This window comes from Flagellimonas amoyensis (genome assembly GCF_003058265.1).
GTDB classification, from domain to species: domain Bacteria; phylum Bacteroidota; class Bacteroidia; order Flavobacteriales; family Flavobacteriaceae; genus Flagellimonas; species Flagellimonas amoyensis.
In genome coordinates, this window is the sequence record NZ_QBUK01000009.1 from 41,019 (window position 1) to 55,903 (window position 14,885).

At 47.4% G+C, this 14,885-nt stretch carries 10 protein-coding genes; all 10 read right to left on the reverse strand.

Features of this window, described 5'->3' with window-relative positions; all coding sequences use genetic code 11:
- Nucleotides 1-21 precede the first annotated feature (21 nt).
- The 10 genes from DB398_RS13070 to DB398_RS13115 all read right to left on the reverse strand — a co-directional run bounded on the left by DB398_RS13070 (nt 22) and on the right by DB398_RS13115 (nt 14,826).
- Nucleotides 22-405 carry a cytochrome C oxidase subunit IV family protein gene (locus DB398_RS13070; protein WP_108424901.1) on the reverse strand — a complete coding sequence of 128 codons (384 nt, stop codon included), beginning with the start codon at nt 403-405 and terminating at the stop codon, nt 22-24.
- Nucleotides 406-421: 16 nt separating this feature from the next.
- A complete protein-coding gene (locus tag DB398_RS13075) occupies nt 422-1,396 on the reverse strand; it encodes a cytochrome c oxidase subunit 3 (RefSeq protein ID WP_108424902.1) in 975 nt (324 codons plus the stop codon).
- A 92-nt stretch (nt 1,397-1,488) separates the two neighbouring features.
- On the reverse strand, nt 1,489-2,070 hold the full coding sequence (locus DB398_RS13080; protein ID WP_108424903.1) for a cytochrome c oxidase subunit 3: 582 nt from the start codon (nt 2,068-2,070) through the stop codon (nt 1,489-1,491).
- Between the two features lie 3 nt (nt 2,071-2,073).
- A complete protein-coding gene (gene cyoE / locus DB398_RS13085) occupies nt 2,074-2,976 on the reverse strand; it encodes a heme o synthase (protein WP_108425060.1) in 903 nt (300 codons plus the stop codon).
- Nucleotides 2,977-3,144: 168 nt separating this feature from the next.
- Nucleotides 3,145-3,849, reverse strand: a complete 705-nt coding sequence (locus DB398_RS13090) for an energy transducer TonB (protein ID WP_108424904.1) — start codon at nt 3,847-3,849, stop codon at nt 3,145-3,147.
- Nucleotides 3,850-3,901: 52 nt separating this feature from the next.
- Nucleotides 3,902-4,252 (reverse strand): VanZ family protein, encoded by a 351-nt coding sequence (locus tag DB398_RS13095; RefSeq protein ID WP_108424905.1) that lies wholly within the window; start codon nt 4,250-4,252, stop codon nt 3,902-3,904.
- Between the two features lie 49 nt (nt 4,253-4,301).
- A complete protein-coding gene (gene gcvH / locus DB398_RS13100; RefSeq protein WP_108424906.1) occupies nt 4,302-4,682 on the reverse strand; it encodes a glycine cleavage system protein GcvH in 381 nt (126 codons plus the stop codon).
- A 101-nt stretch (nt 4,683-4,783) separates the two neighbouring features.
- Complete coding sequence (sov, locus tag DB398_RS13105) at nt 4,784-11,905, reverse strand: T9SS outer membrane translocon Sov/SprA (protein WP_108424907.1); 7,122 nt, start codon at nt 11,903-11,905, stop codon at nt 4,784-4,786.
- Nucleotides 11,906-11,910: 5 nt separating this feature from the next.
- On the reverse strand, nt 11,911-12,492 hold the full coding sequence (gene ruvA, locus DB398_RS13110; RefSeq protein WP_108424908.1) for a Holliday junction branch migration protein RuvA: 582 nt from the start codon (nt 12,490-12,492) through the stop codon (nt 11,911-11,913).
- Nucleotides 12,493-12,528: 36 nt separating this feature from the next.
- Nucleotides 12,529-14,826, reverse strand: coding sequence for an NADP-dependent malic enzyme (locus DB398_RS13115; RefSeq protein ID WP_108425061.1), 2,298 nt, complete (start codon nt 14,824-14,826; stop codon nt 12,529-12,531).
- Between the last annotated feature and the right edge of the window lie 59 nt (nt 14,827-14,885).

Below are 14,885 nucleotides of genomic sequence, written 5' to 3' on the forward strand. Positions count from 1 at the left end.
TTTATAGCTGTTAATACTTTCTTAGAAATCCCAGGTTATGAATCCATCCTTGTAGACATTGTACACATAATCCGCTTCGAAGAGCAGTATGAATATCAAGTAGCATATCAAGAAAATAGGGGTCCAGACAATGGCCCTGCGCAAGGAGCTTTTCTCATCGCGCAAGTGCATGAAATCCCATGCAATATAATAGGCCTTCACCAAGGTAAGGACAATGAAGATCCAGTTCAGAAGCTTCATCCCCAAAAAATGGCTATGGGTAAGTGCCCTGGGTTTAATGATACCAAAGGCCACCTCGATTGCGGTGATGATGGTTAGAAAAACCAATACTCCCCAAATCTTCTGGGTGTTCGATTTGAATTTTACAAGTCCTCTGAAAATCTCAAGTTTATGATCGTGTGCCATTTATATCGTCAATTTTTTATACCAAGTAAAAGAATGTGAATACGAATACCCATACCAAATCCACAAAGTGCCAGTACAGACCTACTTTTTCCACCATTTCATAATGTCCCCTGCGCTCATAGGTACCCAAGATGACATTGAAGAAGATGATAATGTTGATCACCACTCCAGAGAATACGTGGAACCCGTGGAACCCTGTAATGAAGAAAAAGAAATCAGCAAAAAGTCGGTGTCCGTATTCGTTGTGGACCAAGTTTGCTCCTTCCACCACTTGTGTGGCCTCCATGATCTTTTCCAAAGATCCTTTTCGGTCCAATACTGTCTTTTCCCCTTCTTCGTTCACGTACTCTGTACGGATAAGGATATTTGGGGTGGCCTTGAAACCTTCCACCACTTCGTTCAACGAATAGGAGGTTTTGTAGCCTTCCCCTTGGAACCAGATTCCTTCGCTGCTCACGTGCTTCACGCGCTCTTCGGGCAAAGTCTTGGCAAAATCGGCCAAAGCGGCCCTCTCACCGGTCTCTGCATCCACAAATTGAAGGATCCTTCCTCCCTTGGTCTCTACTGCTCCGTAATCCCCTTTGATAAAAGTGGCCCATTCCCATGCCTGTGACCCTACGAATATGGCACCACCGATGATGGTCAGGAACATATAGATCACGACCTTGCTCTGCTTCATCTTGTGTCCTGCATCCACAGCAAGTACCATGGTCACGGAAGACATGATCAGGATGAAGGTCATAAAGGCAACGTAGTACATGGGGTAATTTCCATGGAAAAAGGGCACGTGGGTGAACACCTCATCGGCAATCGGCCAAACGTCTATGAACTTGAACCTTGAAAAGCCATATGATACCAAAAAGCCCGAGAAGGTCAAGGCATCAGAGACAATGAAAAACCACATCATCATTTTTCCATAGCTAGCGCCGAGTGGTTTGTTTCCACCTCCCCAAACGCTTTCTTCTGTACCGGTAGTCACCGTTGCATCCATATAAAAGGTCGTTTTATTAAAACTTTCACAAATTTACACCTTTTGACATATTTGAAAAGATAAACTTGAACGAAAACTGCTTTGTCCAAGATTTATTTCACGAAATACATGAAGAGGATCAAATACACCCAAAGGAAATCCAAAAAATGCCAAAATGTGGCACCGAGCTCCATTCCCAACATGTCCCCGGGCATGTACTTTGCCCTGAGTTGCTGCACCAAAACCACCAAAAGGGAAATAAGCCCTGCCACAAGGTGGACTATGTGCACTGCCGCTATGAGAAACACATAGGACATCTTTATATTGCTTGTAGGACCCGTAAAATAATATCCGTTTTCCAGCATCTGGGAAAAGCCCTTGAACTGGAGCACAATGAACGAAATACCAAGGACCAAAGTGACCAACAAAAAGATGGTGCCCAACTTTTGGTCGTTTCTTCCCACTGACTTTTTGGCCACGAAATAGGTAATGCTGCTCAAAATAATGATGGCCGTACTGATGAAAAAAGCTTGGGGCAGTTCCAGATCACTGATCCAATCTTCCCGCTTGCTGCTCACAATGTAGGCACTGGTCCATCCGGCAAAGCCCATGATCAAACTTACAATACCGAACCAGAGCATCATTTTTTTTGCCCTTCTGTTCTTTTCTTCTGCCGTTCCTTGGGTCAAATCCATTTCTTAACTGATAAATTTATCCATTACATACACCACCTGAATCAACGATATGTAGGTGACACTGGCCAACATGAGCTTTCGTGCCGATGCATTGTCCCTCTTCTCATAAAGCTTGAAGGCAAAAAGCAACATGACCAGACCGGCCAAAAACACGATCACTGCTGCCGTCACCGACAATTGCAACCGCCCCGTGAATCCAAATACAGGGACAATGGAGATCACGATCATCCAAATGGTGTACAATATGATCTGCATGGCCGTTCCGGTATCCCTGTTTCCGGTGGGCAGCATTTTGAAGCCTGCTTGCTTATAATCTTCGTCCAACATCCAGCCCAACGCCCAAAAATGGGGAAACTGCCAAAAAAATTGGATCATAAAGAGTGTTCCCGGCTCAATTCCAAAATCGTCCGTGGCCGCTACCCATCCCAGCATAAATGGAATGGCCCCTGGAAATGCGCCGACAAATACTGAAAGGGGTGTCTTGGTCTTTAAAGGGGTGTAGACACTGGTATACAAAAAGATGGAAATGGCCCCGAACATGGCAGTTTTAGGGCTGAGTGCAAAAAGCGCCAAAACACCCAACAGCGTCAACGTAATCGCAATGACAAGTGCTGTTTTGGGCGACATGCGACCTGATGGAATAGGACGGTTCTTGGTCCGTTTCATCAAAGCATCAAGGTCCTTTTCAATGATTTGGTTGTAGGCATTGGAGGCACCGACCATGCAATATCCGCCAAAAGTCAACAACAATAGGGAGGTAACGCTTACCTCATAAGCGCCCAAAAAATAACCTGCAATGGACGAAAAGACAACACTGATGGCCAGTTTGGCCTTGGTGATTTCCTTAAAATCGGAAAAGACCAAGGAAAATGATGTACTTTTTACGGATCCTACTGCAGATTTCATCCACGAACTCAATTGGCTGGCAAAGATAACGCCGACATGCATCTTTTCCAACCAAAGGGAAGGTTTTATGATAGTTGGCCAGAAACTAAAACAGGATTGCATAAAAAAAGCCCTGACATTTCCATCAGGGCTTTTTCCATTCCTGCCTCGACAGGAATCGTATACTTATTATTGTAACTTAAATGTAATCGGAATACTGAACGGCACCTTTACCGCTCTTCCTCTTTGTTTTCCGGGGGTCATTTTAGGCAACCTTTGGATGATCCTCATGGCTTCCGCCTCCAAGTTCTTATCCGGTCCACGCATTCTGATGTCCCCGATGCTTCCATCTTTTTGGATCACGAAGATTACGCTCACCCTACCTTGAACTCCCATTTCTTGGGCGATTTCAGGATAACGGAAGTTTTTACGGATGTGGTCCTGCATTTTTTCTTGGAAACAGTCCTTTTTGTTGGCTGCATTTTCACAACCTGGAAAAACAGGCACGTCCTCGATAACGGCAAATGGAACACTGATATCTTCTTCTACCTCTTCTACCTCAACTTCTTCAATCTCTATAACTTCTTCTTCCTGACTGGTCTCTGTGGACTCGATCACGGTTTCTTCAACCTCTTCCTCATCTTCCACAACTTCGATGACCTCCGGAGCCGCTGGCGGCGGTGGTGGCGGTGGCGTCTTGATCTGTTCGGTCATTGGCACTTCTTCGTCCAACTGATCTTCAACGTTCATCGAAATGTCATAGTCGTTAGCCTTGTCGTATTTCTTCCACTCCATGGCTCCATAAACCAACGCCAAGACAGCGGCCAACCCTATCACAAAATAGAGCGAGCTGTTTCTTCCTACGTCAGCTTTTGGATTCTTTTTTGGTTCCATCTTTCTAAATTTAGTGTTTGCTAATTTAATTATTAATTGGTTAAATAAACAATTAAAATTTCCATTTTAACGGCTTTTCCTTGGAAAAAAGCCACCGAACAAGTCCGATTCCTGCAAATGCCCCTAGGCTATTCGCGATAACGTCACCAAATTCGGCCATGCGGTCCGTTGTGAGCGTATACTGTAAAACCTCAATAACTATGCCATAGGATATGGCCAAGACCACGATCACCCATATTGTCTTCCCCAAGGACCAAAGCCCTTTGGTGCGCTCCCGGACCAGTAGACAACCAAGGATGGAAAAGACCAAATAAAAGGTAAAATGCACCATCTTGTCCGCATACGGAATCTTCAGATTGCCTTCATCCAAATCCATATCCGAGAAAGAAAATAAGCTGAGCATTGTGATGAACAATACCCAGCTTATGAACAATACGGTGTATCTGTAATGCCTAAGCACCTATCAATGCCTTGTAGTCTTCGTCGCTCATCAGATCATCAACCTCGGAAGGATCGCTGATCTTGATCTTGATCATCCAGCCTTCGCCATAAGGATCGGTGTTCACTTTTTCGGGCTCGTCCTCCAAAATTTCATTGAACTCGATAATCTCACCGCTCAAGGGCAAGAAAAGGTCGGAAACGGTCTTTACGGCCTCAACGGTACCGAAAACTTCTTCCTTGTCCAATGTTTCATCCAAGGTTTCCACTTCCACATATACAATATCCCCCAATTCGCCCTGGGCAAAATCGGTAATGCCCACAGTGGCAATGTCCCCATCTATCTTGACCCATTCATGGTCCTTGGTGTACTTCAATTCTGACGGTATGTTCATTATAGCAGTGTTTGAATTTGTCGATGGGCAAATGTAACGGATTGCGAACGGCTTTTCAAACAAACCGGCGAACAAAATTCAAGAAATTCCCAACCCTTTCCTTAGTTACCAAAATTGTAACGAAGGGTAAAGCCCGCATTGATGGTGGTCTGCGGAAATGCCGTGGAAACCGCAAATTCCGAGAAGGAATGGTCGTAGAAGAAAAGGGCGTTCAAACTCTTGCTCAAGGCATAATCTGCCGTGAACTTGACGGACATCAGCTTTTGCCCGGAAGTGATCTGGTTGTTGTCGATGTCCAAGTTGCGGATAATGGTAATGTTGTCCCGCAACGAAAGGTCGGCCTTGAGGTTAAGATCGCCTTTCAAACGGGTCTTTTCCCCACCAATGTTAGTGACAAATTTTACATCCTTGAACCGATAGCCCAATCCAAGGGTGTATTCCTTTCCATTGATCTCCGTGAGCAGGTTGTTATCAAAGCTCAGGGAAAGTGTCCTATCCGTTCTGATCTCCGCCAAAAAGCTGAAGGAATTCTGCATTTCAAAATCCATGCGCATCAACGGATTGAACTGATCGGTAAGCACCACGTTGTTGATCAAGGTCTCTGGTAGCACATCGTTGGTCTCTGGATTGGTTGTGGTGTTCCGCTTTTCCAGATTCGTCTGGAACTGGTTGATGCTATAGGCCGCACGGTAACCATGGCTCAAAGAGAACCGTTTGAATTTCTTCTTGAACCAACGGTTTTTCATCAAACCGGTGTACTTGATGTTCCAGTTCGGGATCGGGATTTCCCTAAAAGCATCCAGGTTCACCCGGTTCACGTCCTGCCCTGTGTATGCTGCAAAGAAAGCAGGGAGCAATACCTCCTGCTGGGTCTTTCCGTAAAGTTCAGGAAACCCATCCTCATCAAGTGTACCTGGATTTCCACCACGGTCGGCCACCAATCTGTTGGCGATGGTGATCCTGTTCTGTTTGAACTGTTCAAAAGTCTCCGAATCGAACTGGTCGCTCTTGTTGAAAATGGTCCCGATCATCACTGTGGAGATGCTGAAATTCCCCATTTCGTTGACCAAGCCATCTTCAAAATTGATCCATCGCTCAGGACTGTAATTTTCCTGTGAATTGCTCGTAAACTGCCTGTCCGCCGTCAAATCGATGGTCAGGTCCTGCGTCGGTTGCGCGGTAGCGGTAAGGTTCAACTGTTTGTTGGCACTCCTTATATATTGTGAGTTGTACTCCGGATAGGTGGTCAGCCACCCGTTTCGGGCTGCTTCGTAGCGCACATCGGACTGGCTTCCGAACACAAATCCAAAGGTTGGGCGCGTGGTACCTATGAACCCAACGGACTGGGTATAGCCTGGAAGCACTGTTCCCCTGTTCTCACTATAGTTCACATTGACACGCTTGACCATCGTCACGATGTCCACCAAAGTATTGAATCCTTTACTTGTCTTTTTCGGTGCATTTTCATCGGTGCCACTCACAGGATTGCCCGCTTTGTCCCTTCGTACGGGAGGTTGGTTCGCCAGTACCTTGCCGCCTTTTTTCTTCAACCCCAAAAAGTCATAGAATCGCTGCATACTCAAATTGGCCGTCAGGTTGTGGGTGCTGGCGTTCTGTACAATGTTGATGTTCTCCCCTGCCACTTCAATCAAAGCATCCCCACCACGTTGCCAATCAAAATTGCTGGTGTAGGTATATTGTGCGTTGATGAAATTCAGGAACGGAAACTTACTGAAGGGCAGCTCGTAGTTCAATTGCATTTGCTGGGCATGCCTATTGGGCTCTCCAATATCAAAGAAACCATCCCAAAGGCCGAGTGTTTGGTCAATGCCCGAATCAGGATCTTCATCCACATTGAAATAATTGCGGACAATATTGTTATTGGAAGCCGTCAGGTTCAACCGAAGGGATTTGGTGATGCTATAATTGAGGGCATACTGCCAGTTGAACATATAGTTTCGCTGCTGCAAAAGCGGAAGTTCCAACGCCTCCACCCCAGGCTCCAACACATCCCTGAACCGCTGTTGGTTGAATGCCCTGTTGTAGTTGGCGTTCACGGATAGACTGGTGGGCAGCACATTTAAGTTCAAATCCTTCAACCACTGCCAGTACTTGCTCATGAAAAGGGAGTCTTTCTTGGCAAAAGGCGCAACTGGAGCCGGCTTAAAGTTATGGTTGTACACAAATCCGGTGGTCACATTCTGATCTTGAAGATCGGCCACTTCAAAATCCCTGTGACTGGTCTCGTTGTAGGAATAATTAAAGGTAAAGTTCTCGATATCGAAGAAATTTTCCTCAGCTTCTTCCCCTCTGTTTTTTCTAACCCCAATGAGGTTTATGCTGGTCCGTTTGGTATAGTCCTCCGCTTGCTTTTTGATGGTCTCCGCTTCTTCAGCCGTAGTCGCTGCAGCAATGCGGTCGTCCAGTTTCAAATCGTCGTACACGGGATCGAACTCAGGTGTGATCAAGGTTTCCGAAATCCCATAATTGAATGGCAACTGTATGTTCCATTTTTTGGGAAGCAGTTGTCCCACATTCACATTGGTGACCACATCATAGGAAATGGCATCTTCCCTGGAACGCTCGTTCGGCATTTGATCAATGGAACCAAATCCAGAAGTACTCTTGCTCCCCGTAGCAGAAACATTGGCAAAATCGGCCATGTTGGCATCCATGGCCACTATGGCGGCCCAACCTCCATTATTGTCAAGCCCGGCCAACCGAAGTTCGTTGAACCAGACTTCGCCCCGTGCGGGAACGTCATCGATGTTCTTGATACCGACCATCATTCCCCGGATGCTTCCCAATGAGGGGTTACCCCGTATCCCGATACGCACCACACCCAGTGCCCTGGGTGCGAATTCTTCCACAGGAACGGCCTCACCGTCCACAATCTCATAATAATTGACATCGTTCAAGGTCTGTTCGGCAATTCCCCTGGACTTCACTTTATTCAGATCGCTCAGTGCAATGTCCAGTTCGTTCACCGAAGGCCAAATCTCATCTGCAGATGTGGAACCAAATGGGGTAAATTGGAGCGGAAGTTCTATTTGATAGAAGTTTTCCGAGAAATCGGTCCCTATCCGAAGGAACCCGACCAAGGGCGTATCGCTATCAGAATAGTCCCCGTTCATTATTTTTTCGGCGTGCATGAACATCTTGATGCGTTGGTATTGGCGCACATCGATGTTCACGTTCTTGAACACCCCCCGTGAATCCTCTGACTCCAGGTTTTCCACCACGAACGACAACGATTGTTCGTTCTGACGAATGATGGTGTTGTTGTTGTTCAATTGTTCCCTGATCACTCCAGGAGGCAATACGTAAGGAATGGGTTGCCTTCCATAATTTTCTTCAATGTTCACCGTGTTCACGTCGGTCACTGTGGCGTCATCCGTAGGATCGTTGTCCACATCGGGCTGCAAGGAATTGGTGTAGGTCCTCCAATCGCCACGCACCAAATCCAAGGTCGCAAATCGCAATACCACATCATCCGAAAAACCGGTAAGATACATCCGCATAAAACTGATGGACCTAAAATCGGCGATACCTCCCACGGCATCGGTAAAATCACTCAATGGAATCTTATACTGGATCCATCTTCTGTTCAATTGGGTGCCATTGGGAAGCGTAGGCGTCATTCCCTCCCTAATATCCGTCACATATTTATCATCAATAGTGACATTGGGGCCTATCGGAATCCTGTATTCGTAATAACTGTTCACCGTGTTCATGGTAAGGTCCCTGTCAATGTCCTCCACATCAGGCAAGGTAGTGGACCCCCTATTGGTGTTGGTCACGGCCACGGGCGAGTTGCCCTGTGTATTGTTAAAATCCAGGTAACGTTCCAACACGCCACCTTCACGGTTCAAATAATATTGGTAGTTGTCCAAAGCGGGATCCTCGGCAGGGCCATTATAAATGGCGGCTTCGGCAGCATCGTTCAGACCATCCAGCCCCACATCCTGAAGGGTCCTGTTCGTCTCATCCGCATCAAAGGCATACACCAAGGACTGCGTGGAGGGCACTTGTCCCCAAGGGGTTTCGCGAGGGATCTCATTGTTGGTACTTGCCGGCAATCCATTCTCATACTGCTTGCGACCGTCCCTTAATATATCTTCCGAAATGTTCCCCAGATTGAGCACCAATTCCCCAGCGTTGGTGTTGGTCGTCTCGCCATCCACATAAGGATCGAGCACCCAAAACTGCACAAACTCCACATTGGACTGTTCAAAGTTGGTACTGCTCAGCGGACGCATGATACCCGCCCATTTGCTGGCCGCGGTCTCGGTCTCAAAACTTGGGTTGGCATTGTAGGGTCCTTTTTGATTGGGATAGTACACGATGTCCAACGTGCTCTGTACCTGTGTCTGCCCTTGTGCAATGTCCGTCTCGGTAAACACCTCGTCAATGAACACCCTTCGGGTCGAGTTCAGGGAAATATCATTATCGGACATTCCGGATGGTCTTTGATTGGTGTAGAAAATAGGGTCGATGGTGTACCAAGCCATTTTGGCCCGCTCATGCCCCACATCTATTCCGGTACGGTCCTGTAAAAATTCAACCGGTGGGCTTGCCAAGGTCCATCCCAAGGAAGAACGGATATCTATCAAGGCCTGCGCGCCCTCAAAATCATCGAGATAGGTGGTGGTCTCCCCCCTGAAATCGGCATTTTTGGGCGAATTGGGCTTTAAAAAGGCCACTTCTCCACGCAAGGACATATTGGAAGGCACATCGGTATCGATATTCGGCAACTTGTTCGCCAATCGGGTCAAAAATGGCAACTCCGTACTGAAGTTTCCGTTCAATCCAAAAATGGTATTGTTGACGGGCTCCACCCCGTAGTTGGATTTTTGGGTAAGGGGTCGCTCGTTCAAATTGAGCATGGTACCTCCCAAAACAAAGTTTTCATTGAACTTGTGTTCCACATTCACCCCTGCAAACCTTCGGGTCTGTTGGCCAAAAACGGCATTGTTCTCCACCGAAATATTGATAGGGGTATCGGATGCCGCCAAACTGGGGTCCAAGATCTGTACGGTTCCTGCCTGATAGTTCACGGTGTAGTCTATGCCTTCCTGAAGCTGACGCCCCCCGGCAGTGACACGCACAGAACCCCTAGGCACGTTGAAAGCACCGATCGGAATACCATTGTTCCCTTGGGACTTGTACCTTCCCTTCAGTTGGAAACGGTTCTTTTCCGCATCCTGAAGCGAAGCGGCCTTGGTCTTGGCATACATGTTCCTGAACACATAACGCCTTTGGTTGGCATTGTATCCCTGATCGTTATTGACATCATAGACCCCCCCGCCCAATTGGTTGAACAGGAATTCCCCAAAAGGCTCTACCTTGGTAAAAATGATCCGACCGGACTGGGAATCCACAGTTATTCCTTCATAATAATCAAAAAAACCATCGCCTCCGGGCTGTACATCGTTATAGACGTTCAATCGGTCCAAGTTGAATACCCTCAGTAATATTTGGTCCTCCAGTCCAGCAGGCCAACCTGCGTTCGGGTCCACTGGAGTGATGTAGTTCCTCGGGGTTGGATCGGAGTACAGGATGTTCAGTTTGAAATCCTCCTCACTCAACTGATAGGCCCCCGTGGAGTAAATGTTTTTCATCATCAGGTCCCAAATGGGATCTTCCACATTGGTGATGTTGCTCTTGAGCAATTTCAAGATCAAGGTATTGTTCTCGATAATGGGATTGACCCCTCCGGATACCGTTGTGGCATCGACCCCTCCGTTGGCAAATTCCCCAACCTGGAATACCTGTCCGTTTATGGTATATTGGAAAGCGACCCCTAGTACTTCGTCGTTGCTCAAACTCTGGCTCAAAGAGATATATCCCAATTGGGTGTTGAACTGATAGTCCCTACCTTGTTCCAGTTTTCGGGCATTCTCCAAAATCGCATAGTCAAAACCTTGGTTCACCTGATAGCCAGGAACGTTGAATCCCGCTTCCACCGTGGCAATATCACGAATGGACTGGGTCAATGCGCCACCATTTCCAATGAGCCTTGGGTCATAATCGTTGGCCCCGTTCTGTGGCAAGACATCCATCCCCATGGTATTGAAGAAACCAGCCGGGGCTCCATTGGCAATCCCTATCCTGGTTTTTTCGCGTCCATTTCTCCCCAATTCGGATTCTCCCAAATCTTGGATGGCCACCACGTTCCTCACATTTTGCGTCTGTTGGTTCCGGTTGGTCACCCAGACCTCCAAACGGGTAATCTGCACTTGGCTTTGTATGAACGGATAGTTCTGAAGGGCACGGTCGTAATTGTCCCTAAAATAATGGGCCAGGAAAAAGTGTCGGTCCTCATCATAGTCCAAAGCGGTCAGGGAGAACTCATTCACTGTTCCCCCGCCTTGGGCCACGACGGTGTTGTTCTGTGATCGTTGTTCGGAAAAAACGGCGGTCACCGTGGTCTTTCCAAACTGCAATTGGGTCTTCACCCCGAACAGGCTCTGCGCCCCTGTGATAAGGGAGCTGTTCAAGGGCATGTTGACGTTACCTATTTCAATTTTACGAAGAATGTCATCTTCGGTAGGCGTATAGTCCAGTTTGACGAGGTTCTGGAAATCAAACGTGGCCTCGGTATCGTAATTGGCGGTCACTTGGAGTCGCTCCCCTACTTTTCCCAACAAGCTCAGACTGATGCGCTGGTCAAAGTCGAATGAAAGGTTGGTGCGGTTTCTGGGTGAAAGGGCCGGATTGTCATTTTTCTGCCACAGCACCCCTAGATCCATCGCCACGGAACCTTGCGGGACCACTTCAATGGTATTTCCCCCAAAGATGGACTCAAAGAAATTGCTGTTCACATAAAAATTGGGCAAGAGGTTTTTTCGGGCTTCCTCACTGCCTTCTTTCCTTCCTGTAAAGGCGTCTATTTTTTGTTTGAAGTAGGACCTCATCTGTTCCTTTCGCACCAGATCATAATATTGCTCTGGGGTAAGGATGATAGGATAGTTGATATTGAATTCCCCGACACTTTCGGTGTAGATGTACCGATCGGTCTTGGGATCGTAAGTATATTTGGCAATGATGCTGTCCGGATTTTCCAAAATGAGGCGGCCAAGCTCGACTCCCATCTGCAAGGAATCCTGAGCCTGTTCGTTGGTATCCTGTCCGAAAATTGTGGTCAAGGACAGGAAACAAACCACAAAGAAGAAGTACTTAAAGCTTGTTGGTTTAAGTATTGGTTTTGCCCCTTTTTTCAAACTAGTTACAAATTTTTCAGCGCCTGTTTAATAATGTTCTCAACGCTTAGCGAAGCGTCTTGGGAAAGCACCTTCTCGACCACCTTTTCAGATTGCCTTCTGGCGAAACCAAGAACCTCTAATGCTGATAACGCTTCTTCTTTATTTGTATTGTTTGATTCTGTTGAAACTTCACCCATATCCAAGACTTTCAAAATCTTGTCCTTGAGGTCAAGGATCACGCGCTGGGCCGTTTTCGCCCCAATCCCCTTGATAGCCTGTATGGAAGCTACGTCACCACTGGCAATGGCATCCCTCACATCGGCCGGGGAAAGGGAGGACAACATGGTCCTTGCCGTGCTGGAACCAACCCCTGAGACCGAGATCAACAAGCGGAAAATCTCACGCTCCGATCTTTCCACAAAACCAAAAAGGGTATGGGAATCTTCCTTGACCAATAAATGGGTATATATATGGATGTTCTCTTCGTCTTTCAACAACGAAAAAGTGTGCAGTGAAATGTTCAAAAAATAGCCCACGCCATGGCATTCCACTACCACATAGGTGGGATTCTTCTCTACCAGTCTTCCTCTTAAATGGTCGATCATAGTCTTTCTGGATTCTTCGGCTATCGATTTGGAACCTTATTCCGATTCCATTCTAGCCTTTTTCCTTTTTTCACGTTCTTGGGCATCAATGACCGCAACGGCGGCCATGTTCACCATTTCATCCACACTGGCACCCAATTGCAGGATGTGGGCCGCCCTTGGCAGTCCCAGCATAATGGGGCCAATGGAATCCGCTTCGTTCAGGCCCTTGAGCAATTTATAGGTAATGTTGGCCGATTCCAAATTTGGGAAAATTAGTGTGTTCACCTTTTTGCCCGATATTTTTGAAAATGGGAAATTATTGTTGCACAGTTCTTGGCTCAGGGCAAAGTCGGTCTGGATCTCCCCATCCACAACCAGTTCGGGGTCTGTTTCGTGCAAAATCCGCACCGCCTCCTTCACTTTTTGCGCATGTGGGTGGCTGGACGACCCAAAGTTTGCATAGGAAAGCATGGCCATCACAGGGTTGAAACCAAAGGTTTTTGCCACGTTGGCGGTCATTCGTGCAATTTCGGCCAGATCTTCCGCACTAGGATTGATATTGATGGACGTGTCCGCCAAGAATAGAGGCCCCCGTTCCGTGATCATGATGTTGACCGTGGAGGCGTTCTTCACGCCCTTGGCCCTACCCAGCACCTCGAATACCGGACGGAGCACTCTTGGGTAAGATCTTGAATATCCAGAAATCATCCCATCGGCATCGCCTTCTTGGAGCATCATCGCGCCAAAATAGTTGCGTTTGCCCATGTTCACCCGGGCACTGTATTTGGTTTCCCCTTTGCGTTTTCTGGATTCCCAGAGCTTCAACGCATATTTGGTCCTCAATTCCTTGTTCTCATCAGCCCTTGGGTCAATGATCGGCACCTTGGCATCAAAATCGAGTTCTTTCTTAAGGTTTTCAATGGTTTCCCTATGTCCTAGAAGTATAGGGGTCGCAATGCCTTCATCATGTACGATCTGTGCCGCTTTCAACACATCCAGCAACTCCGCTTCGGCAAAAACGATGCGCTTGGGGTTTTGCTTGGCCCTATTGTGCATCAAGCGGACCACTTTGTTGTCGTTGCCCGACCTTTGGTAAAGTTCTTCCTCATATCCGTCCCAATCCTGGATAGGGTGCTTGGCCACACCACTTTCCATGGCGGCCCTTGCCACTGCAGGAGGAATCTTGGTGATCAATCGGGGATCAAAAGGTTTTGGGATGATGTAATCCCTTCCAAATGCCAATCGTGTGGTATCGTAAGCAATATTGACCTGCTCCGGCACGGATTCCCGTGTCAGATCGGCTAAGGCCCTAACGGCGGCCATTTTCATTTCTTCATTGATCTTGGTGGCCCGAACATCCAACGCTCCCCTAAAAATAAAGGGGAATCCCAGCACATTGTTCACCTGGTTGGGATGGTCGGAACGACCTGTTGCCATAATGATGTCCTTTCGGGTCTTGCAGGCAAGGTTATATTCAATTTCAGGGTCTGGATTGGCCATTGCAAAAACAATGGGGTCCTTCGCCATGGACTTGAGCATCTTTGGCGAGACGATATTGGCTATGGAAAGTCCAATGAACACATCGGAATCCACCATTGCCTCTTCAAGGGTATCAATTTTCCGATCTGTGGCAAACTCCGCCTTTTCCGAGGAAAGATTTTCCCTATCGCTTCGGATGACTCCTTTGCTGTCCAACATCACGATGTTCTCCGCACTTGCACCAAAGGCTTTGTACAGACGGGTACAGGAAACGGCCGCAGCGCCCGCGCCACTGACCACGATCTTTACCTCCTCTATTTTTTTATTGGCAAGCTCCAAGGCATTGATCAAGGCAGCTGCCGAGATGATGGCCGTACCGTGCTGGTCATCGTGCATGACCGGAATGTCCAGCTCTTCCTTCAAGCGTCTTTCAATCTCGAAGGCTTCGGGAGCCTTGATATCTTCCAAGTTGATGCCCCCAAAAGTGGGTGCAATAATCTTTACGGTCTCTATGAACTTGTCCACATCGGTGGTATCCAGTTCCACATCAATGCCGTCGATATCGGCAAATATCTTGAACAGAAGGCTTTTTCCTTCCATTACGGGCTTTGAGGCCTCAGGGCCAATATTGCCCAATCCAAGAACGGCTGTTCCATTGGATATGACGGCAACAATATTTCCCTTGGCGGTGTATTTATAGACATCGTCCTTGTTCTTTGCGATTTCCAAACAAGGTTCCGCCACTCCGGGGGAGTAGGCCAATGCCAAATCTCTTTGTGTAGAATACGGTTTGGTCGGTACTATCTTTATCTTTCCCGGTTGCGGTTTTGCGTGATAAAGTAACGCTTCCCTTCTTTGCTTTTCCTTACTCATATGGTAGCTAATGAATGGGTAAAGGTAGGGCATTCCATGGTTTTTAGGTAATACCATAA